22 protein-coding genes are annotated in these 22484 nt (G+C 33.8%); 16 read left to right on the top strand and 6 right to left on the bottom strand.

What is annotated here, in order from left to right; all coding sequences use genetic code 11:
• Positions 1-41 precede the first annotated feature (41 nt).
• Positions 42-965 (bottom strand): PfkB family carbohydrate kinase, encoded by a 924-nt coding sequence (locus NCC77_RS04575; RefSeq protein ID WP_095930683.1) that lies wholly within the window; start codon positions 963-965, stop codon positions 42-44.
• A gap of 235 nt (positions 966-1200) precedes the next feature.
• Between NCC77_RS04575 and NCC77_RS04570 the strand changes: the two genes are divergently transcribed.
• Positions 1201-1767 (top strand): hypothetical protein, encoded by a 567-nt coding sequence (locus NCC77_RS04570; protein ID WP_250834538.1) that lies wholly within the window; start codon positions 1201-1203, stop codon positions 1765-1767.
• A gap of 186 nt (positions 1768-1953) precedes the next feature.
• On the opposite strand, the gene NCC77_RS04565 is transcribed toward NCC77_RS04570, so the two are convergent.
• From NCC77_RS04565 to NCC77_RS04555, 3 genes are read right to left on the bottom strand one after another with little or no spacing between them, the layout of a single operon-like run.
• Positions 1954-2874 carry an alpha/beta hydrolase family protein gene (locus NCC77_RS04565; RefSeq protein ID WP_250834537.1) on the bottom strand — a complete coding sequence of 307 codons (921 nt, stop codon included), beginning with the start codon at positions 2872-2874 and terminating at the stop codon, positions 1954-1956.
• Between the two features lie 8 nt (positions 2875-2882).
• On the bottom strand, positions 2883-3287 hold the full coding sequence (locus NCC77_RS04560) for a hypothetical protein (protein ID WP_250834536.1): 405 nt from the start codon (positions 3285-3287) through the stop codon (positions 2883-2885).
• On the bottom strand, positions 3271-3858 hold the full coding sequence (locus NCC77_RS04555) for an RNA polymerase sigma factor (protein WP_111286420.1): 588 nt from the start codon (positions 3856-3858) through the stop codon (positions 3271-3273). Before NCC77_RS04555 ends, NCC77_RS04560 begins: the two co-directional genes overlap by 17 nt.
• Before the next feature lie 301 nt (positions 3859-4159).
• On the opposite strand from NCC77_RS04555, the gene NCC77_RS04550 reads away from it, so the two are divergent.
• Positions 4160-4507, top strand: coding sequence for a DUF6249 domain-containing protein (locus NCC77_RS04550; protein ID WP_250834535.1), 348 nt, complete (start codon positions 4160-4162; stop codon positions 4505-4507).
• 51 nt (positions 4508-4558) lie between these two features.
• On the opposite strand, the gene rnhA is transcribed toward NCC77_RS04550, so the two are convergent.
• Positions 4559-5035, bottom strand: a complete 477-nt coding sequence (gene rnhA, locus NCC77_RS04545; protein ID WP_250834534.1) for a ribonuclease HI — start codon at positions 5033-5035, stop codon at positions 4559-4561.
• 70 nt (positions 5036-5105) lie between these two features.
• The gene (gene purN / locus NCC77_RS04540) at positions 5106-5669 is read right to left on the bottom strand and encodes a phosphoribosylglycinamide formyltransferase (protein ID WP_250834533.1); all 564 of its coding nucleotides are present in this window, start codon (positions 5667-5669) and stop codon (positions 5106-5108) included.
• 175 nt (positions 5670-5844) lie between these two features.
• Here purN and NCC77_RS04535 point away from each other — a divergent pair, with 175 nt between their 5' ends.
• The 14 genes from NCC77_RS04535 to NCC77_RS04470 all read left to right on the top strand — a co-directional run bounded on the left by NCC77_RS04535 (position 5845) and on the right by NCC77_RS04470 (position 22442).
• A complete protein-coding gene (locus tag NCC77_RS04535; protein ID WP_007137004.1) occupies positions 5845-6081 on the top strand; it encodes an acyl carrier protein in 237 nt (78 codons plus the stop codon).
• Positions 6082-6318: 237 nt separating this feature from the next.
• Positions 6319-7572, top strand: coding sequence for a beta-ketoacyl-ACP synthase II (gene fabF, locus NCC77_RS04530; RefSeq protein WP_250834532.1), 1254 nt, complete (start codon positions 6319-6321; stop codon positions 7570-7572).
• A 10-nt stretch (positions 7573-7582) separates the two neighbouring features.
• On the top strand, positions 7583-8323 hold the full coding sequence (gene rnc, locus NCC77_RS04525) for a ribonuclease III (protein ID WP_095930691.1): 741 nt from the start codon (positions 7583-7585) through the stop codon (positions 8321-8323).
• Between the two features lie 125 nt (positions 8324-8448).
• Positions 8449-8937, top strand: a complete 489-nt coding sequence (locus tag NCC77_RS04520; RefSeq protein ID WP_095930692.1) for an IPExxxVDY family protein — start codon at positions 8449-8451, stop codon at positions 8935-8937.
• 5 nt (positions 8938-8942) lie between these two features.
• Positions 8943-10376, top strand: a complete 1434-nt coding sequence (gene pyk, locus NCC77_RS04515) for a pyruvate kinase (protein WP_095930693.1) — start codon at positions 8943-8945, stop codon at positions 10374-10376.
• A 587-nt stretch (positions 10377-10963) separates the two neighbouring features.
• Entirely contained in the window at positions 10964-12619 is a 1656-nt protein-coding gene (locus NCC77_RS04510; RefSeq protein WP_250834531.1) for an arylsulfatase, read from the top strand.
• Positions 12620-12686: 67 nt separating this feature from the next.
• Positions 12687-13703, top strand: coding sequence for an HAD family hydrolase (locus NCC77_RS04505; protein ID WP_250834530.1), 1017 nt, complete (start codon positions 12687-12689; stop codon positions 13701-13703).
• A 75-nt stretch (positions 13704-13778) separates the two neighbouring features.
• Positions 13779-15401, top strand: coding sequence for an arylsulfatase (locus NCC77_RS04500; RefSeq protein ID WP_250834529.1), 1623 nt, complete (start codon positions 13779-13781; stop codon positions 15399-15401).
• Between the two features lie 104 nt (positions 15402-15505).
• The gene (locus tag NCC77_RS04495) at positions 15506-16318 is read left to right on the top strand and encodes a hypothetical protein (RefSeq protein ID WP_250834528.1); all 813 of its coding nucleotides are present in this window, start codon (positions 15506-15508) and stop codon (positions 16316-16318) included.
• 53 nt (positions 16319-16371) lie between these two features.
• Positions 16372-17820 carry a DUF1254 domain-containing protein gene (locus NCC77_RS04490; RefSeq protein WP_250834527.1) on the top strand — a complete coding sequence of 483 codons (1449 nt, stop codon included), beginning with the start codon at positions 16372-16374 and terminating at the stop codon, positions 17818-17820.
• A gap of 11 nt (positions 17821-17831) precedes the next feature.
• Positions 17832-19229, top strand: coding sequence for a DUF2252 domain-containing protein (locus NCC77_RS04485; RefSeq protein ID WP_250834526.1), 1398 nt, complete (start codon positions 17832-17834; stop codon positions 19227-19229).
• A 288-nt stretch (positions 19230-19517) separates the two neighbouring features.
• Complete coding sequence (locus NCC77_RS04480; RefSeq protein ID WP_095930698.1) at positions 19518-20096, top strand: DUF4136 domain-containing protein; 579 nt, start codon at positions 19518-19520, stop codon at positions 20094-20096.
• Positions 20097-20226: 130 nt separating this feature from the next.
• Positions 20227-21402: a helix-turn-helix domain-containing protein gene (locus tag NCC77_RS04475; RefSeq protein WP_250834525.1), complete on the top strand. Its 1176-nt coding sequence runs from the start codon at positions 20227-20229 to the stop codon at positions 21400-21402.
• A 71-nt stretch (positions 21403-21473) separates the two neighbouring features.
• Positions 21474-22442 (top strand): SphA family protein, encoded by a 969-nt coding sequence (locus tag NCC77_RS04470; RefSeq protein ID WP_250834524.1) that lies wholly within the window; start codon positions 21474-21476, stop codon positions 22440-22442.
• Positions 22443-22484 lie beyond the last annotated feature (42 nt).

Raw genomic sequence — 22484 nt, 5'->3', positions numbered from 1 at the left:
ACGTAATAAAAAAAGCCCCGTTTTATCGAGGCTCTTAGGCATTATATTTCTATGTCAAACTGAGTTAACGACTTAAATTGTTGTAATCGAATCGCTACTTCGGCTTTGCTTAATGTTTCCATCCTTTCGGTTCCAAATTTTTCAACGCAGAACGAAGCTAAATTTGAACCATAAATAATCGCATTCTTCATGTTGTTAAACGAGATGTTTTCGCTCTGTGCAATAAATCCAGAGAAACCACCTGCGAAAGTATCTCCAGCTCCTGTTGGATCAAAAACATCTTCTAATGGTAAAGCTGGTGCAAAGAATACTTCTCTGTTGTGGAATAAAAGTGCTCCATGTTCTCCTTTTTTGATCACCACATATTTTGGTCCCATGTCTTGGATTTTAGAAGCTGCTTTTACTAATGAATATTCGCCAGAAAGTTGTCTAGCTTCTTCGTCATTGATTGTAATAACATCTACACGTTTAATAACGTCTAATAATTCTGGAAGAGCGCAATCCATCCAAAAGTTCATTGTATCTAAAACAACTAATTTTGGTTTTTTCTCCATTTGATCTAAAACACTGCTTTGAACTAATGGATGTAAGTTTCCTAACATGACAACATCAGCGTCTTTGTAGTTTTGAGGAACCTTTGGCTGAAAATCAGCTAAAACGTTCAACTCCGTTACAAGAGTGTCTCTAGAATTTAAATCGTTGTGGTATAAACCGCTCCAGAAAAAAGTCTTTCCACCTTTTACAATTTCGATACCAGAGATATCAATATTTTTTGAAGTTAAAAGATCTAAATGTTCTTGAGGGAAATCGTCGCCAACTACAGAAACAATGGCCGATTGCAAGTTAAAAAATGAAGCTGATAAACCAATATACGTTGCAGCACCACCTAAAATTTTATCTGTTTTTCCGAAAGGAGTTTCAATCGCGTCGAAAGCAACTGTTCCAACAATCAATAGTTTATTCATTTTATGAATTTCGAATTAGGGTGCAAAGATACTTCATAAGTTACAATCTTGCAATGGTTTAGGTTCTCAAAATTTTCTTAAAAAAATGACAACGATTTCGGGGTAAAACTATTGTAAATGAATTGGTTAAAATTGATTTTTTTGAAAGCTTAAAATAGGTTTTCTGGATTTAAAATGCAATTTATATTTTGAAAAATCTTTTTCATTAGATTTGTTTAAATATGAAATCTTAAGAATGAAGAAAATTATCTTTTTATTGCTGTTTTTCGGTTTGTTCTCTTGCGAAAGAAAGGAGCCTAATTTTTCTGAGGAAATGATAGAGAAATTGGCTAATGAAGACCATTCAAAGGATGGAATTGTTCGTTTGGATCCCTATAATTTTTTAGAATTCTATGTTTTAATAGATAATAATGAAGTTCATCGCAGCTTCAAGAGCGAGTTGTGGTATATTCATAATAAATATTATGCTAAAGAATTTCGGTCATTTAAGACTTTTCTAGATGCTGTTTTAAATAAATCATTTGTTATTGAAAAGAAAAGGTTAAAAAAAATCACTCATTTTGAAAGTTTCAAACTTAATTCAAAAATAGAAAAAGAATATACTGTTTTAGGATTTGATAATTTTCTAAAGAAATATTCAAAAGAAACTGCATCAAAAAGAGTAGCTCTTAATCGAGCAATTATTAAAGATGATGAATATTCAACTGTAGTATATCTTTTATTTAAAAACAGATATGATATAAGCTCTGATTGTTATCTAGGAATTGATTTTGTCAGAAAAAGAGAAGATTTCTTTAAATAATTTCTACAATTAATTTCTTGTTTTTTCTTTTCCCACTTCTCATTAAATTCTTCTAAAATTATTCTTGGTAATTTTTCAGCAGTTTCTATTCACATTTTGAAATCTTGCATAGAGATTTTACTTTTGGTTTTGACAATTTTCATTTTTCTTTTATTATTTAAATATCAAGTATAGTAAGTGATTTTTTTACTCATGATTCTTTGATTTACTTATATTTTTCATCCAATTAATTGCATCTTTCATAGGCTCTTCATCGTCTGAAAAAGCTGTATTGTGCCCCAAGTCTGGAAATAATTTATATTCAAAAGGTTTTCCTTTAGATTTTAATTGATCAAGATATTCGATTGATAGATTCGCAGGAACTTGAATATCCTTGCCTCCAAAAATCCATATTCCTGGAATAGATACTTTAGCAAGAATACCTTTAGGGTCTGTGTCAATAAACTCATACTTGTCTGGATCATTAAATACGTGCTTTCTTGCCTCTTCTTCTGAATGTGTATTCCAAAAATTTTGATCTCCATTGGTATAAAACTGGAATCTCAATTGTTCTTTAACCGTTATAAGAGCTCCGCTAAATATGGTCATAAATTTAACTTTCTTATTTTTCTCTGCAGCCAATGGAATGATCCATCCAGCTTGACTGCCTCCAATTAAACCGACTGGTATTTTATTATTGGATAGAGATTTAGATAAAGTGTTTACAGCAGCACTCACATCTAAAGACAAAAGATTTAGATTGGAGAAATCGACATTGTTAGTTCCTACTTCAGGTCCGGCATATACACCGCCTGATTCTCCGACTCCACGTTTGTCATACGTTAAAACTGCAATTCCATTGTTGGCTAGAGTTGTAGCAAAATCTATCATTCTTTTTTCTTGCCCAGATCCATGAACAATAACAACGGCAGCCTCAATGTTGTTGGGTATAAAAACGGTTCCAGCGAGTGAAATTCCTTCACTAGCAAATTTTATTTCCTTAGTAGTAAAGTTTGTTGGAATTGCTAATGCATAATTAGCGACAGAAAACAACAATATTAAAAGAGAATATCTATATGTTTTTTTTGCTCTTAGAGAGTGTTTAAATATTGTTGTTTTATTTTTCATCTTTAAATTTATAGTTGATACTTTTTATCAAAATAATTCTTCAAAATCCCAACCTGAATCAAAATCATAATGGGAACAATTAAAATGGCATACAAGATATTTTTAGATAAATGAATTCCTGAAAACGCTGTTGACATTCTATCAGAATATAATTTGCCGACTTCGTCAATTTTGAAATCAGTTTCTGAAACTGAGAATAGGGATACATAAATTACTAATGCCGCTACCGCCAAGCCAATCGAAATCCAGATTGGTTTAGAAATTAAAGGCTTGTATACTTTCAATTTTTTCTCTTCTAAAATTTGAACATTTGCCATAATTTTTGAAGTGAAATCTATTGATGGTGACTGCAGTTTTTCCTCAGCCATCATTTTCTCAATAAGTTGTTCTATATTTTTATCGCTCTCTTTCATAACATTCGATTATTTCTGGTTCTAACTGCTGTCTCAAAATTACAGCTAATTTCTGTCGGCTCCTAAATAATTTTACTTTCGCATTATTGGCCGAAATGTTCATTATTTTTCCGATTTCCTCTAAATTCTGATCATCAAAATAAAATAAGGTTAAAAGGAAGTTTTCGTCGCTGGGTAATAAATTTAAACATTTTTGAATGGTTTGCTTTCGTTCTTTTTCTTCCAAGGCACTCAAAGCATTGTCCATTGTTTTGATTAAATGAGATGAAAAATCATCAATAGAAATATTTAAATCTTCTTTTTTATTTTTCTTTAAACGATCTAGGCAAGTATTATAAGCAATTTTATAAATCCAGGTCGAAAATTTAGATTCTCCTTTAAATTTCGTCAGCGAATTATAAATCTTTATAAAAGTGTCTTGTGCAACTTCTTCCGCTTCCTCTCGGTTTTTAACCATTTTAAGAGCCAAAGTAAAGATCATATCTTTATAACGATCCACAAGAACGGCAAACGCATTGGTCTCGCCTTGCAGAATTTTATCGATATAATGTTGATCATGTATTGTGCTCATATTATATAGGACGACAAGTTGTTTGTTTAGGTTACAAGAATTTTGAAAAAAAATAAATTTCAATACTTAAATTCCAAATTCCAATCTTTAATATATAATAAGTATAAGGTTGAACTTTGTCAAAGTTTAAAACTTTGACAAAGTTGCGGGGATGAATTAATTTTGAATCAAAATTAACTGATTATCAATTAGTTTTGGAATTTATGATTTAAAATTTAAAATTTTTCACCAAAAGTTGTAACCTGATTTTAAAAAACCTCGTCATATGGGATATATCAATCAATTAAAAACGTAAAATATCATGGACGACAAAATTTTAATTCCAATTAGCTTTTTCTTAATGGTCTTCGGAATTGTTTATCTTATTTATTCAACAAGAAACAGAGAGCGTCTGGCTCTTATAGAAAAAGGAGTAGATGCCAGTATTTTTATTCAGGGAAAAGGAAATGGAGTTCCGGCTTGGAAAATCTTTGTGGTAAATCTTGCATTCTTATTAATAGGTAGCGGTGTTGGAATTTTTCTTGCGCTGTTAATTATAACTTACACCTCTTTAAACGACGGAGCGGTTTATCCTTCAATCATTTTTATCATGGCGGGAATCGGACTTTTGACCGGATTTAAAACAGCAAAAGATTTGGATAAAGAGTAAATAAAATTAAAGTTAGTACAAAAAACGCATCAAGTAATTTGATGCGTTTTTTTATTCTTTTGATCCGATGGTTTCGTAATAAACATCAACCGAAAGTTTTGGTTGCATAGATGCCATAACAGCCAATTGATCGCAACGCTCATTTTGCGGATGATTGTTGTGGCCTTTAATCCATTTAAAGTCGACTTGATGTTTGCGGTAGACAATTAAAAAACGTTTCCATAAATCTGGATTTTTTTTATCCTTGTATCCTTTTTTCTCCCAGCCAAAAACCCATTTTTTTTCGACAGAATCGACGACGTATTTAGAATCAGAAACTACAAGGACTTTCATGTTTGGTTTTTTGAGTTTTTCTAAACCTACAATTACGGCTAGAAGTTCCATTCTATTATTAGTAGTTAGACGAAAACCTTCATAAAATTCTTTTTTATAAGGAGTGCCAACCAATTCCATTACCACGCCGTAACCTCCATTGCCAGGATTTCCTTTTGCTGCGCCATCAGTATATATATGTACTTCGTGATTCATTTAATTTTAGATTTCAGTCCCGATAGCTATCGGGATGATTTTTGTAATTGTAATTGATTTTTGAATTGATTTATTTTTCCAATATGCTATGAATAATCTCTGGAAAATGTTTCTGTTCCAGTTCATGAATCTTTTCTGCAACTGTTTCGGGTGTGTCTTCGTCGGTTAAGGCAACATTTGCTTGAAAGATAATGGCACCTTCATCATAGTTTTCATTAACGTAATGAATCGAGATTCCTGTTTCTTTCTCCTTATTATTTACAATTGCTCTATGAATGTGCATTCCATACATTCCTTTACCTCCGTAATTTGGTAAAAGTGCAGGATGAATATTAATTATTTTGTTTGGATATTGTTCGATTATGTTTTCTGGGAACTTTAGTAAGAAGCCAGCCAAGATTATTAAATCTGGGTCGATTTCTTGTACTTTTTGTAGTACGTTTCTTTCTAAAAGTTCGTTTTTTGAGAAGATTTCGACTGGAATTTGATGATTTTTTGCTCTTTCAATCACTTTTGCCGAAGCATTATTTGTAAATACCGAAACGACCCTTGCAATTTCGGTGTTCGAAAAATATTTTATAATGTTCTCTGCGTTAGTTCCTGATCCTGAGGCGAAAACGATGATTTTTTTCATAGAGTTGTGTGTTTTAAGACTGCAAAAAACGGAATAAAAATCGAAAATAAATAGCTTTAAAAGACCTTTCTTGAAATTAATTTTATAAATTAGTGTCACATTTATAAACTAAATAGTTGTTTTAAAATAAAGTTTTTTATTTTTGCCAACAAATTAAATTCTAAAATTAAAGATTATGTCAGACATTGCATCAAGAGTAAAAGCGATTATCGTAGACAAATTAGGTGTTGACGAAAACGAAGTTGTAACAGAAGCAAGCTTCACTAATGATTTAGGAGCTGACTCATTAGACACTGTTGAGCTTATTATGGAATTCGAAAAAGAATTTGATATTCAAATTCCAGACGATCAAGCAGAAAACATTGCTACTGTTGGTCAAGCTATTTCTTATATCGAAGAAGCAAAAAAATAATAATACCACACCCGATTTCTAAAAATCCCAATTTTTGAAATTCCAAATTCCAATTGGAATTTGATTTTTGAAATTTGAAATTTTTAAGAGTCGGGTGTTATTATTTTTTAAATTTTTAAATTTCGATTGATTTTCAATCAAACAAGATATATTTATATAAATACCCATGGCTCTTAAGTAGCAATACGATTAAGAAAGCAATGGGTTTTATTTGTTTAAGACACAAAATACATATTTATGGCATTAAGGCGAGTTGTTGTAACAGGATTAGGTGCACTTACTCCTATTGGGAATAATATCCAGGAATATTGGAATGCACTTGTGAATGGAGTTAGCGGAGCCGCTCCGATCACATATTATGATACCGAGAAACACAAAACGAAATTTGCCTGCGAAGTAAAAAACTTCAATATTGAAGATTACATGGATCGCAAGGAATCTCGTAGATTAGATAAGTTTGCACAATATGCAATTGCTGCCAGTGATGAAGCGATTAAAGATGCTGGAATCACAAATGATAACGTAAACAAACAAAGAGTTGGTGTTATCTGGGGAGCAGGAATTGGAGGTTTAGAAACTTTTCAGGATGAAGTATTGTACTATGCAAAAGGTGATGGAACTCCAAAGTTCAATCCTTTCTTTATACCTAAAATGATTGCCGATATTGCTCCTGCACATATTTCTATGCGTAACGGGTATATGGGACCAAATTATACAACGGTTTCTGCTTGTGCATCTTCTGCAAATGCATTAATCGATGCTTTCAACTACATTCGTTTAGGAATGTGCGACGTTATTGTTTCTGGTGGTTCTGAAGCTGCAGTTACAATTGCTGGTATGGGAGGATTTAGCTCAATGCACGCTTTATCTACAAGAAACGAAAGCCCAGAAACGGCTTCAAGACCTTTTGATGCAACTAGAGATGGTTTCGTTTTAGGAGAAGGAGCAGGAGCTTTAGTTCTTGAAGATTACGAGCATGCTAAAGCAAGAGGTGCAAAAATCTACTGCGAAATTGGCGGTGGAGGTATGTCATCTGATGCTTACCACTTAACTGCACCACATCCAGAAGGAATTGGAGTTATTGCAGTAATGGAAAACACATTGAGAGATGCTGGTATGACTCCTGATCAAGTGGATCATATCAATACTCACGGAACTTCTACTCCATTAGGAGACGTTGCAGAGTTAAAAGCAATCAGTAAAGTTTTTGGTGAGCATGCTAAAAACATCAACATCAACTCTACAAAATCTATGACAGGACACTTACTTGGTGCTGCCGGAGCTATTGAAGCAATTGCTTCTATCTTGGCAATGCAACACGGTATTGTTCCTCCAACGATTAACCATACAGTTGTTGACGAAAACATTGACCCATCTTTAAACCTTACTCTAAACAAACCTCAAAAAAGAGAAGTAAATGTTGCTATGAGTAATACATTTGGTTTTGGTGGACACAATGCTTGCGTATTGTTTAAAAAACTAGCTGATTAATTTTCTGTATATGAATATTATCAAAAAAATATTTTCTAAATCCCGTTCTCTAGAAGACGGGATTTTTTTTGACACTATTCAGAAAATTCTTGGTTTTCCGCCTACAAATGTTGATTTTTATCGAAGAGCTTTCACACATCGCTCTTCTAATAAATTAGATCAAAATGGGCACCCTATAAATTATGAACGCTTAGAATTTTTAGGAGACGCTATGTTAAGTGCCGTTATTGCTGCACATTTGTTCAACAAAGCTCCCAATGGCGATGAAGGTTATTTAACCAAAATGCGTTCGAAAATTGTGAGCCGAGAACATTTGAACGAATTAGGAAAAGATTTAAATTTAGTGCAGTTTGTAGAAAGTAAAGTGCCTATTCAGCACTTTGGAGAAAACATTCATGGTAATATTTTTGAGTCTTTAATTGGAGCAATTTACTTAGATAAAGGCTATTCTTTTTGCGAGAAATTCATCCAGAAAAGAGTAGTTACTCCTTATGTCGACATTGCTCGACTAGAAGGAAAAGTTATAAGTTATAAAAGCCTTGTTATCGAATGGTGTCAGAAGGAAAAAAGAGTTTTTCATTATGACATTTTTGAAGACAATGGTATAGACGGCCAGCGTTTATTTGGTGTCAAATTGAGCATTGATGATAAAGTTGTCGCAAGAGCGCGCGCAACATCAAAAAAGAAAGCAGAAGAAAAAGCATCGCAAAGAGCGTATTTTGCATTTCAAGAGAAAATTGACAAGAAATAGCTGCAAAAATGTTGTAACTATCACAAGGCTACAACGTTTTCGTTTATAATTTAACAAAACAAGCATGTCATAACTGTTGATGCTCCGTTTAGAAATAGTATATTTACAACTTGATTTTTCAAGACATGGCTATTCATAAATTGGATTTAGACGAATTTGACGAAATTGATTATTATTTAATGGCAATTCATACTTCATTAGAAGATTATAGATTAGCCTATTTTATCAATAAAATCCTTCCGATCAACTTAAGTAAGAGCAAAAACGAGATTCATGCTCAAACTAAGGAAGGTGAAGCAAATTTTTCCAGATTCTATTATTATGATGAAGAAAAAGCTGTTTCCTGGAATTTAATTCAGAATAAAAATGAAATCATTTCTGTGAGTACAAATGATTTCCAGAATTTGTTTTCTAATGAAACAAGTGAGGTTTCTACAACAATTCATTTACTTCCTGAATTTAAAAAAGTCGATTTTTTCCTGAAAATTGATAATAGCGAAGAGGCGCTTAATTTTTCAGAAATTCAACAAAAATTAAACACAATAGAAAGTATTGCGGCTATTTATGCCGTTGATACAGACAAAATAAAATCAAAAAACAATCTAATTTTTTAAAAAAAATGCTAACAAACAAGAAAACCAAAATTGTTGCTACACTTGGCCCCGCTTGTAGTACAAGAGAGATCATTAAAGATATGATCGATGCAGGTGTTAATGTGTTTAGAATCAATTTTTCGCATGCAGATTACGAAGGAGTAAAAGAAAAAATCGACATTATTAGAGGATTAAACGAAGAGTTTGGTTACACAACTGCAATCTTAGGAGATTTGCAAGGACCAAAACTTAGAGTTGGTGTAATGGAAGAAGGAACTGTGGTAAATGATGGTGATGAAATCACTTTTACAACTGCAGAAGATATTATCGGAAATGCAAAAAAAGCATTTATGAAATATCAAAATTTCCCAAATGATGTAAATGTTGGAGAGCGTATTTTGCTTGACGATGGTAAACTTATTTTTGAAATTGTTTCAACGGATAAAAAAACAGAGGTTGTTGCTAAAGTTATTCAAGGAGGAGAATTAAAATCTAAAAAAGGAGTTAATCTTCCAAACACTAAAATTTCTTTACCAGCTTTAACAGAAAAAGATATTGCAGATGCTATTTTTGCAATCGAACAAAAAGTAGACTGGATCGCACTTTCATTCGTGAAAACTCCACGCGATTTACAAGATTTGCAAGAGTTAATTGCAAAACATTCAGAAGTTAAAATTCCAATTATTGCTAAAATTGAAATGCCAGAAGCTCTTGAGAATATGGATAAAATTGTAGCGTATTGCGATGGTTTAATGGTGGCTCGTGGAGATCTTGGTGTTGAGCTTCCTGCTCACGAAGTTCCATTGGTACAAAAAGATTTGATCAGAAGAGCTAAAACAGCTAGAATTCCGGTTATCGTTGCTACACAAATGATGGAAACAATGATTACAAGCTTAACTCCAACAAGAGCAGAAGTAAATGACGTTGCAAACTCTGTAATGGATGGCGCAGATGCTGTAATGTTGTCTGGAGAAACTGCTACAGGAAACTATCCAGTACAAGTAATTCAAAGAATGGCGCAAATTTGCGAGGCTGTAGAAAACTCTCCGCTTATTCAAGTGCCCCAAAATACACCACAAATTAAAACTAAACGTTTTGTTACTAAAACAGTTTGTCACCAAGCAGCTTTATTAGCAAATGAAATTGAAGCTAAAGCGATTTGTACGCTAACAAATAGTGGTTATACAGCGTTCCAAATTTCAGCTTGGAGACCATCTACAGCTCATATTTTAGTATTTACTTCAAACAGAAGAATCTTAACACAATTGAATTTATTATGGGGAGTTAAATCTTTCTACTATGATAATGAAGAAAGTACAGATGATACTGTAACAGATGTAAACCAAATTGCAATCGAAAAAGGTTACGCACAAAAAGGAGATTATTTAATCAACCTTGCTGCAATGCCAATTAAAGATAAAGGAATGGTTAATACGATGAGAGTTTCTGAAATCGAATAATTTATTCTTTAATAATTTAAAAAAAGTCGCTTTTTTAAGCGGCTTTTTTTGTTTTAGACTGTTTTGCAAAACTTCATTTGCTTTTCTCCAGTTGTTATTTTGTCTTTTAAGGAATGTTTTGCAATTCAAAATTTGTTAAAATTTTACCTAAAAAAAAGAATTTTTTGTTTCATTTGACCATTTTTTAAAAAATACCTACTCAAAAAACGAACTTAAATCGTTATTTACCTCTTTTTTGTCCTTTTTTAAATTAAAACATAACTTCTTAATTTTCTGATGTTTTAATGTGTTTCATTTTTTAAAATGAAACATTTTGGTGCAAATTCTCCAATTTTCTTGTTTCATATTATAAAATGAAACAAGTTCATGCCGAATAAATTCAATAGTTCGCTCTTTTACTAGTTAAATTTGAGATACTTAAGAAAAAGTTAAAATTATTTTGTTTCAGATTTTAAAATAAAAATGAATTTGAAACATCAAAAAAGTGCAACATCGATTTAGAAATGCCTTTTCAAAGTTTATCATTTTTCCTATTTATTTCTTTCAAACTCATATTTAACAAATATCATTAACGAATTTTTTTTATCATGAAACAAATCAAATTTAAGTACAGACTTGCAAGTACCTTGAAGGTATTAGCATTGCTATTGTTTTCGGGAGTTTCTGTTACAGCACAGAGCAAAAAACCTAATATTTTGATAATTTGGGGAGATGATATTGGAACAACTAATGTCAGTGCTTATAGTGATGGATTAATGGGGTATACAACTCCAAATATTGATCGTGTTGGAAATGAAGGAATACGCTTTTTGCATTATTATGCAGAACAGAGCTGTACAGCAGGTCGTGCAGCGTTTATAACTGGACAACATGGTATTCGTACTGGTTTGACGAAAGTAGGTTTTCCAGGAGCACCAATGGGAATGAGTCAATTAGATCCTACAATTGCAGGAGTTCTTAAATCATTGGGATATGCAACTGGACAATTTGGAAAAAACCACTTAGGCGATCGCAATGAAAGTTTACCAACTGTAAATGGTTTTGATGAGTTTTTTGGAAATCTTTATCACTTAAATGCAGAAGAAGAACCAGAATTACCAGACTACCCAAAAGATCCTGCGTACTTAAAACAATATGGCCCAAGAGGTGTTTTAAAATGTATCGCTACAAATGCCGATGATGCTACTGTAACAGATCCTCGCTTTGGAAAAATAGGAAAACAAAAAATTGAAGATACTGGAGCTCTTACTAAAAAGAGAATGGAGACAGTAGATGATGAAACAGTAGCTGCGGCAATTGATTTTATCAAAAGACAGAATGCAGCGGGAAAACCTTTTTTTGTATGGTGGAATGGTACTCGTATGCACTTGCGAACACACGTAAGAGCAGAACATAGAGGTAGATATACACATGGAGATAGTGAATATATTGACGGAATGATTGAACACGATTTAACAGTAGGAGAACTTTTAAAAGTCCTAGATGATTTAGGAATTGCAAATAATACCTTGGTTGTATATTCTACAGATAATGGCCCTCATATGAATACTTGGCCTGATGGAGGAATGACATCTTTCCGTTCAGAAAAAAACACTAACTGGGAAGGTGCATTTAGAGTTCCATGTATGGTACGTTGGCCAGGGGTAATTAAACCAGGTCAAATAACTACTGAAATGATGAGTCACAACGACTGGTTTCCTACTTTGGTTTCAATCGCTGGAGAACCTGATATTGTTAAAAAAATGTTGACAGGATACAAAGCAAACGGGAATACTTATAAAATACATTTAGACGGTTATGATCAGTCTGCATTTTTAGAAGGTAAAACACCAAAAAGTGCTAGAAATGAATTTTTCTATTCTGATGATGATGGATTGCTTGTAGGTATGCGCCAAGGAGATTATAAATATGTTTTCGCAGAACAACGTTTAGCAGGAACAATGGGAGTATGGGCAGAGCCTTTTACAAAACTCCGTTTACAAAAAATCTTTAATTTATACCAAGATCCTTATGAAAGAGCAGATTTTACTTCAAACACGTACTGGGATTGGCTTATTAACCATGTGGGATCAATTTACGGAATGAATGTAGAAGTGATGAAGTTTGCTGAAACATTTAAGCAATATCCTCCTCGATCAATTCCTCCAAGTTTTTCTCCATTAACCATTATGGAAGAAACTTTGGATCAAATTAAGTTAGAAAAAGCACTTAATGCAGCTCAAGGTGGCTCTAAGAAAAAATAAAAAGATCTAATAAAATAGAGCTTGAATTTATCATAGTTCAAGCTCTATTGATTTAAAAATCAACATCATGTATAGAAAAATATATATAGTGCCCTTGTTTTTATTTTTACTGGTTTCCTGCAAAAAATCGGAGACTACTACAACTGTAGATGCTAAGGATAGTACAGCTGTCGTTGCAACCAGTGGTGACCCGCTGCCGAGCTGGAATGATGGAGCTTTAAAAAAAGACATTATCGCTTATGTTGAAAAAGTAACCAAGGAAGGAAGTCCAGATTTTATTCCGGTAGAAAGCAGAATTGCAACTTTTGATAACGACGGAACTCTATGGGCAGAAAAACCATACGTACAAGAGCTTTTTGCTTTTTATAAAGTAAAAAAAATGGTTGAAGCCAATCCTGCTTTAGCTCAAAAACAGCCATTTAAAGCCGTTGTAGAAAAAGACAAAACGTTTTTTGAAAAAGGAGGGGATAAAGCACTTATTGAACTTGTTGCAGCAACTCATACCGGAATGACAGAAGATGAATTTGAAGCATCAGTGAATGATTTTTTTAAAACAGCGCAATATCCTGGTAAAAATGTTCCAGTAAAACAAATTAGATATCAGCCTCAATTGGAACTTTTGAATTATTTGCGTGCAAATGGTTTTAAAACTTTTATTGTTACTGGCGGAACGGTTGAAGTGGTTAGAGCAATATCTCAGGATTTTTACGGAATTCCAAAAGATCAAGTTGTGGGAACCTCTTTCAAATACAAATTTGATGATGCTAAAAATGCAGTTTTGAGAGAACCGGCATTAGATCATTTTAATGATAAAGAAGGAAAACCTGTTGGCATACAGCTACACATTGGTCAAAGACCTGTTTTTGCCTGTGGAAATGAAGGCGGAGCAGGAGATCTTGCCATGTTGAGATATTCTTCTGGAAGTAAATATCCATCTTTTCAATTAATTGTAAACCACAACGACTCCATTAGAGAATACAATTATCAGGAAAAAGATAATCTTTCATTAAATACGGCAGCAAAATACAAATATCATGTAATAAGCGTGAAAGACGATTGGAAAAAAGTATTTCCTGATAAATAGTTCGAATTTGAAATAAATATTTTCTATCCAAAAGTTTAGAATTAAAGATTGTATTAATTTATTCCAGAACAGCTTATGAAAACAAATTTTAGATCAAACAAACCAGCCAGTCTCCTGAAGACCTTTGGCTTGCTTTTTTGCTTCTTGATAGCCAGTGTTGGTTATGCGCAAAAAAGCCCAAACATTATTATTTTATTATCAGATGATACCGGATGGGGAGATTTAGGCCCTTATGGCGGTGGTGAAGCTAGAGGTGCCGCAACTCCAAATATCGATCGAATGGCAAACGAAGGAATGCAATTTTGGTCTTTCTACGGACAGCCAAGCTGTACTCCGGGAAGAGCAGCTCTAATTACAGGAAGAATTCCTAATCGAAGCGGTATGACAACCGTTGCTTTTCCAGGTGATGGTGGCGGTCTGCCAAAAGCAGAATGGACTCTTGCTTCTTTATTAAAAAGAAAAAATTACAATACCTTTTTTGCCGGAAAATGGCACTTGGGTGAAGAAGACTATTCTATGCCAATTGCACAAGGTTTTGATGTGATGAAAAACGTAACGTTATATCACTTAAACGCTTACACGTATACAGATCCAGATTGGAATGCTGATATGCCAGATGATATTAGAGCAACATGGGTAAAAGGAACCAAAGGTGCTTTGGAGGGAGAGGCTGGAAAGCCATATAGAGAAGTTAGAAAAATAGACGGAAAAGTAATTCCGTTTTTAGATCAATATACAGAAGAAGAGTCTATAAAATGGCTGAAAGAAAACGGTAAAAAGGATAAACCATTTTTTATGGAAATCTCTTTTGCAAAAAATCACCAGCCCAATTTACCGCATCCTGATTATGCAGGAAAATCTGCAGGTAAAAATAAATACGCCGATTGTATTGTTGAATTAGATTCAAGAATTGGCCGTATTATGGATGAAGTTCGTAACATGGGAATTGCCGAAAATACATTAATCATTTATACGGTTGATAATGGAACTTGGCAAGACGTTTATCCTGATTGTGGTTATACTCCTTTTAGAGGAACAAAAGGAACTGATCGTGAAGGCGGTAGCCGTATTCCAACTTTAGCATGGTGGCCTGGAAAAATTAAACCCAATAGTAAAAACAGCGATATTTTAGGAACACTAGACTTTATGGCAACTTTTGCTGCTTTATCAGGGCAGGAATTGCCAACGGTAGACAGAGAAGGAAAACCAACTATTTTTGATAGTTATGATATGTCTCCAGTTTTATTTGGTACAGGAAAATCTAAAAGAAACATGTGGTTTTATTTTACTGAAGATGAATTATTGCCTGGAGCTATCAGAGTTGGAAAATTCAAAGCAGTCTTTAATTTACGTGGTGATAACGGACAGGCAACAGGTGGCTTGGCGGTAGATTCTAATTTAGGTTGGAAAGGGGCTGCGAGTTATGTAGCAACTGTACCGCAAATATTTGACTTATGGGCAGATCCACAAGAGCGCTATGATTTATTCATGAACAATTTTACAGAGAAAACTTGGTTCTTGCCAACTATTCAGAACATTATAGGAGAATTTGCTAAAACCTATGAAAAATATCCACCTCATGAAGTGCAAAGTAACTTATATCCTGGTCCAATTACTATTGATAATTATTTGAAGCTTAAAGAGGCACAACAGAAATTAAAATCTATATCAACTGCAAAAAGAAGTGGAGGCGGGTGATAAAACTAAAATTTTGAGTTAGTTATTAAAAAAATGAACAGTTTCTAGTTGCTAGAAGCTGTTCATTAATATAATTGTTACTAATCTTTTAAAATGGCAGTTTTATGAATTATATCTTCAATAAATTATTTTTCTGTATAAGTCTTTTTGCACTGTCATTTACGGTTTTTGCACAAGAAGAGCCAAAGCCGGGAAATAGTGCACAGGAACTCGCCGATAAAATGGCCAATCCTGTAGCAAGTTTAATTAGTGTCCCGCTGCAAAATAACCTCACTTACGGTATTGGTGCTTATAATGGATCAAAATATCAGATCAATATACAGCCCGTTGTTCCTTTTAAGTTGAGTGAAAATTTAAACTTAATTACGCGTTACATTCTTCCAGTTGTAGATCAGCAGGATGTTACGGGAGAAAACACACATGAGTTTGGTTTGAGCGATGCAACAGTCACAGCATTTTTTGCTCCTAAAACCAAAGGAATTATTTTGGGAATTGGTCCTGCTTTTTTGGTACCAACGGCTACAGAGAAACTTTTAGGAACAGAAAAATTTGGAATTGGACCCAGCGTTTTGGTCATGCATCAAGGAAAAGGGCTTTCGATAGGTTTTTTAGCCAATCAAATTTGGTCTGTTGCAGGAAATGCCGGCAGAGCAGATTTTAATCAGTTTTACACGCAATTATTTCTAACACATAGTTATAAAAGCGGTGCAAGTTTAGGAATCACTTCAGAAATAACCCAAAATTGGGAAGGAAAAACAACTCTTATTACCGTTAGCCCAAACGTTGGCGCCATTACAAAATTAGGAGGACAGACCATGCAGTTTGCCGTTATGCCTTTAATTCCTGTTGTCGGCCACTCAAGCATAAGACCCGATTGGGGATTAAGAGCGGTTGTTGCCTTTATATTTCCTCAATAATTTCCATAAGAATTTTTAGAAAATATCATTTTAAATTTTTAATACTATATAAAATGAAAACTAAAATAATTTCACTTTTCCTTATTGCGCTATTTATTTCTTGCAATAAAAAATCGACAGAAAAAACAGAAACCGTTTCTTCAGAATCTGTTTTAGGTACTTTTAAACCAACGGATCTGCAAGAGCAGATCATTTATAATCGTGCAATTGAAGCCGTTGTTTGGGGAGTTCCAGCTGTAAATTTTGAATTATTAAACGAAAGTCTAACTAACGCAAAAGGCAATTTTAACGAAGTTATTTATTGGTCTGGGTTGATAAATTCAAAAAATCAGACCTTAACGCCAAATCCAGATGTGGTTTATATCAATCCTTTGTATGATACTAGAAAAGGACCTGTTGTATTAGAGATTCCGCCGGCGGAGGGCAGTTCATCTATTACAGGAAGTTTAGATGACGGATGGCAGACTGCAATAGAAGATATTGGCCCAGCGGGTGTAGACAAAGGAAAAGGAGGAAAATATCTCATTCTTCCGCCAGATTATAAAGACAAAGTACCAGCTGGATACATTCCGATGCCTTCTTCAACCTATACAGGATTTGCAATTCTCCGATCAAATCTTACAGACGGAAGTCCGAATGATCTTAAGAGAGCCATTGATTATGGAAAAAAAGTAAAGATTTATCCTTATTCTCAGGCAGCAAATCCGCCAGCAACAAAATTTGTAGATTTATTAGAAGTTCCTTTCAGCAATACAATTCCATACAATTTTCATTTTTTCGAACTCTTAAACCAATTTGTACAGCGCGAACCTTGGCTGAATCGAGATTTAGTTATGGTAGATTTTCTAAAATCAATTGGTATTGAAAAAGGAAAAACGTTTGAAGCAAATGCTAGAAAAAAAGAGATTTTGGAAGCAGCAGTAAAAGATGCAGGAAAATGGATTGACAGCAAATATCAGGCTATTTTCAAACCTCCTTTTTACGATAATACAAATTGGGCTTTACCAGCTTCTCAAGATGTAGTAAAAGCTATAATGTCTAATTATACAGTGCCAAATATTTATCCGGTAAGCGAAAGAGCAATAAGTTATTCAATAGCTTATTTCAGTGCAAAACATTTGGGAACAGGTCAGTTTTATTTAATGACAATTAAAGATGATAAAGGCCAAGAATTTGACGGCTCAAAATTATATCAATTGCATTTGCCGCCAAATGTTCCTGTAAAATTATATTGGTCTGTAACGGCTTATGATCGAGAAACACATGCTTTAATAAAAGGCATGAAATATTTCAGCCGCGCTTCTACATCTCCAGGCATTCAGAAAAACAGTGATGGTTCTGTCGATATTTATTTTGGTGCAAAAGCTCCTGCAGGAAAAGAATCAAACTGGGTTCCAACAGATCCAAAAGGAAAATTTGAGTTATTAGCTCGTTTCTATGGTCCAGAGAAAGGATTTTTTGAGAAAGTTTGGAAAATGGGTGATGTAACCGAAGTAAAATAATTTGCATTCTCATGATCGAAAAAGCAGATAGTGCCGAAAAAAGTTTTGATCCCATTGCATCAAAGGCAGAACGTTATGACAAAGGAGCTTCGATTAGAAAGAAAATCCCTTTAGCGAAGCATGGAGAATGGAATTCTTTTAAAAACAGAAAAGATCCAGTAGATATTTTAATTCAGACCAGTGTGGGAAGGGTTGAAAGTCTGCTGCCTATTCGGTACAGAAGAATGATGGAATCTCCTTTTTCATTTTACAGAGGTGCCGCTGCTATCATGGCTGCCGACTTGGCTCACACTCTGGTATCGGGTATAAATTTACAGCTTTGCGGAGATTGCCATTTGATGAATTTTGGCGGATTTGCAACTCCCGAACGGAAACTGGTTTTTGATATTAATGATTTTGATGAAACTTATCCAGGGCCTTGGGAATGGGATGTAAAAAGACTTGCGGCCAGTTTTGTTATTGCCGGAAGATGGCGCAAATTTTCCCATAAAAATTGTAAAGAATTTGCTTGGAATGTTGCAGACAGTTATAAGCGGCACATGTTGGATTATAGTAAACTCTCAGCGCTTCAAATTTGGTATGCCGATATTGATCTCGCAGAACTGATTGAATTAGGCCGAGACAAAGACTTTAAAGAATTTGACCAAAAGAGAATAAAAAAAGCATCAGAATATACCGCTCATGAAAAGGAGTTTGCCAAAATGACTTATTTTGATGGAGCCAGAGCACGTATAAAAGATGATCCGCCTTTGATATTTCATCCAACCGGAGATCTTGAAAAACAAGTGGCCAAAGAAGGAGAAATTATCCATAATAGATATTTAGAATCCCTTTCAGAAGAAAAACAAGTTTTGCTAAGCAGATACAAGCTTCATGATATAGTCATAAAAGTTGTTGGGGTTGGCAGTGTTGGAACATTGTGCGGCATTAGCTTGCTGATGTCGGCATCTGGAGAGCCTATTTTTTTACAGTTTAAAGAAGCCCGAAAAAGCGTCTTGGAAGGCAATGTAAAAACACAAGGAAAATACAGCCATCAGGGCGAACGAATTGTAATGGGACAAAAACTAATGCAGTCGGCGTCCGATATGTTTCTGGGCTGGACAGACGACAGCAAAAACAAGTTCTTCTACATACGCCAGCTTAGAGATGCTAAAGTAAAACCAGTGCTAGAAGTAATGAAGCCTAAAAATATGGCAGAGTACGCCAAAGCCTGCGGATGGGCACTTGCAAGAGCTCACGCACGTTCGGGAGATCCTTCTATAATTTCGGGTTATATTGGAGATACCAACGAATTTGCCAATGCCATTTCGGAGTTCTCAGTTTTATACGCCGATCAAAACGAATCGGATTACAACAAAATGCTGGAAGCAATAAAACATGGCAAACTGCCTATAGCTGCAGAAATTTAATAAGCATCATACAGATAATGATGTAGCTGTACAAGGTAAATAGAACTTTAAACAATCTTAAAATTTTGAACAAAATAGGTTAAAAAATGATAAAGTAAGATTTTATTTATTTAATACTGTTAATTAAATAAAATGATTTATCTTTGAGAGTGATGTAAGTGATTGTTTAGTAAGTCTTTGTGTCATACTGACAATTATAAATGCATTTTGCCCTCCGTTCAAGATTTTTACGATTTTAATACATTCGAGTTAAACTGATTTAATTATTAATTTAATAAATACCACAACATGAATATTAAAAGAACAAGTCTTCGTATACTCCCAGTCTTATTTTTGGGTTTGTTTTACAGCTGCTCTCCAACTGTAAAAGTTACAACTGATTATGATCATTCTGCTAACTTCAGCGAATACAAAACTTTTGCGGTTTATGACTTAAAAGCGCAGCAAGGTCAAGTAAATCAGTTAAATGTTGATCGTGTTGCAAAAGCAATCCGAAATGAAATGCTAGCAAAAGGATTTACAGAATCCAGCAATCCTGATTTAAAAGTGAATGCCGTTTCTATCTTAAAAAATAAAACACAAGTAACGGCCGATAGTAATTTTTATGGCTATGGCGGAATGTATCGTCCGTATGGATATTGGGGTGGCGGTGCTATGATGGGTGGCGGTACCACAACATTTAACTCTTACGATTATGTTGATGGATCATTAATTATAGACATCGTATCTTCAAAAACAGATAAGCTGGTTTGGCAGGGAATCGGAAATGCCGAAATTGACAGTAAACCAGACAATCCAGAACAATTCATCAACGATGCAATCAAAAAAATATTAACTGGTTTTCCTCCGGGAGCAGTTAAAAAATAACTACAGTCAAGCATTGTACTTGCCAAAGTCTGGCAAGTACAATGTTTTATACTTCTGCATACGCCCCCCCATCGTATTCTATTTTTAAGATTTTAAGAAAAATAATTGTTACTAATTTAAGCTTAAAAAAATGATCGATATTTTACTTTCCCTTTTCTTTTTTATAGCCACAATTGCTGGCCTGGCTACTGCAATTATGGTTTTATTTTCCAAAAAAAACTATTCAAAGAGTTTCTTTTTGGGAATGTTCTTATTGAGTCTTGCGTTGGTAAGTATCTACAATTTTTATTTGTCGGCCAATTTATTTAAAAATTTCCCAGATCTATTTACTATCACAAAAGCGTTTATATTTTTAACCGCTCCTTGCTCATTTTTGTACGTTAGAAACATTTTATCATTAAATAAAAGTTTCAGAAAATACGACTGGCTGCATTTTGTACCATTTGCTATTTATTTCTTTTTAACGCTCGTTGTTTATGTCGGAAGTTATACAAATATAAAAGTGGTCCATTATATTGCGGGATTAATCAAAAATCCATTTTCTGTTTTAACACTGACGATTTGGCTTTTCTATGTCTTTTTTCAAACCATGTTGATTTTAAACTATGATCTGAAAAAATTTACAGGAAACCAATTTCATCATAATAAAGTAATTAACTGGATTAGAGTATATAATCTCATGATTTTGTTTTTATTTTCGACACTTTTTGTGCATCATTTTTTATTGCAAAAAGTAGAGACCACAGATCTTTCGTGTTACATTCTCATTTCTTCTGTATTGTTTTTCACGGTCGGTTGGCTTTATTTCAAACCTCAAATCTTTCATGACGAAGAAGAGTCATTCGATTTTGTTGTCGACAATACATTAGTGGTAAAAACAAAAGAAACAAAGAATACGCTTCCAATTGCAAACGAACTGACTCTTGAAAAAAGAGAAGAATACCTTTTAAAATTAGATTATGAGTTAAACTCTAAAAATCTATTCTTAAAAAAGGATTTTGTAATAAGAGATTTGGCTGAAGAAACAGGAATATCGGTACATCATTTATCCAATTTGATTAATTCCGAATTTGGTCTTCATTTTCAGGATTATGTTAATCTTAAAAGGATTGAATATTTTAAAGATAAAATAAACGATCCCGAGTGGAAAGACTTATCCTTAGAAGGTATGGCTTGGGGTTCTGGTTTTAAATCCCGAACAACTTGTTTTAGAGCTTTTATAAAACATACTGGAAAATCTCCCTCAGAATATTTTAAAACCATACGAATAAATCCGGATCATAAAGGAGCGTATTATTTTAAATAAAATTATCCCCTTCCAAAATAGCGTTGTTGACAGCGGTTGTAAAGTCTTAATTTATTTTAAAACATTTCAGCATGAAGGCAAAAAAAATTTTTTCAATACAAACATTCCGATCAATATATGCAGCGATGCTTTTATTGATTTCTTTTTGTGGTAATGCTCAATTAAAAGGCGGACATATTTTGGGTGCAATGGGCCTCCAATCTGGAACTCAGGCTCCAGAGAAAACGTTGAGCGTCTACATTCCAGGTTATATTTATAGCGCATCTTCTTTAAGAAATGCTGACGGAGATAAAATGGGCAATCCAGATCTTACCATGTTTATTACTGGTGCTGGAGCCAATTATGTAACTGATTTTAAAATTCTAGGTGCCAATTACGGTGCTACAATTCTGTTGGCTGGAGCGTCTAATACTATTCAAGGAAGTTATGTAGATTCTAAAAGCAATTTTGCTTTTACAGATATGTACATACAGCCCGTTCAGTTAGGCTGGCACAATAAAAGAGCCGATTTTGTATTCAGTTACCAATTGTATATGCCAACAGGAAAGTATGAACTTGGAGCTAGCGATAATAGCGGTTTAGGAATGTTTATGAATGAGTTTTCGGCAGGGACAACTTTATTTTTTAATGATAAAAAAACATTTCATTTTTCTGCTTTGGCTTCCTATGAGATTAATGGAAAAAAGAAAGACACCGATATAAAAACAGGAGATATTTTAAGCATTGAAGGTGGTTTAGGAAAAACATTTTATTGTATGAATGCCGAAAAAACGGCTCCAAAAGGCATATTCAATGCAGGGTTGATTTATTACTTGCAATATAAAGTTTCAGACGATAAAATTCCAGTAGGAAGCATTTTGGTTGTTGAACCCGACAAAGATCGAGTGGGCGGACTAGGCGCTGAGGTAAATTACTTGCATCTTGGCTGTATGACCTCGGCAGGTTTTAGATGGATTGGCGAAGTAAATGCAGTAAATAGATTTCAGGGAAATACTTTCTTTATTACGCTGGCACACGTATTTAGTTTTAAGAAAAAATAATTGCTGGAGATTTTTTTGACGAAGTGAAAATTTAAATCTAAA

The organism is Flavobacterium tyrosinilyticum, assembly GCF_023656565.1.
In the GTDB taxonomy this organism is placed as follows: Bacteria; Bacteroidota; Bacteroidia; order Flavobacteriales; family Flavobacteriaceae; genus Flavobacterium; species Flavobacterium tyrosinilyticum.
The sequence above is the reverse complement of the archived record's forward strand: the minus strand, read 5'-3'. Positions and strand labels throughout refer to the sequence as shown.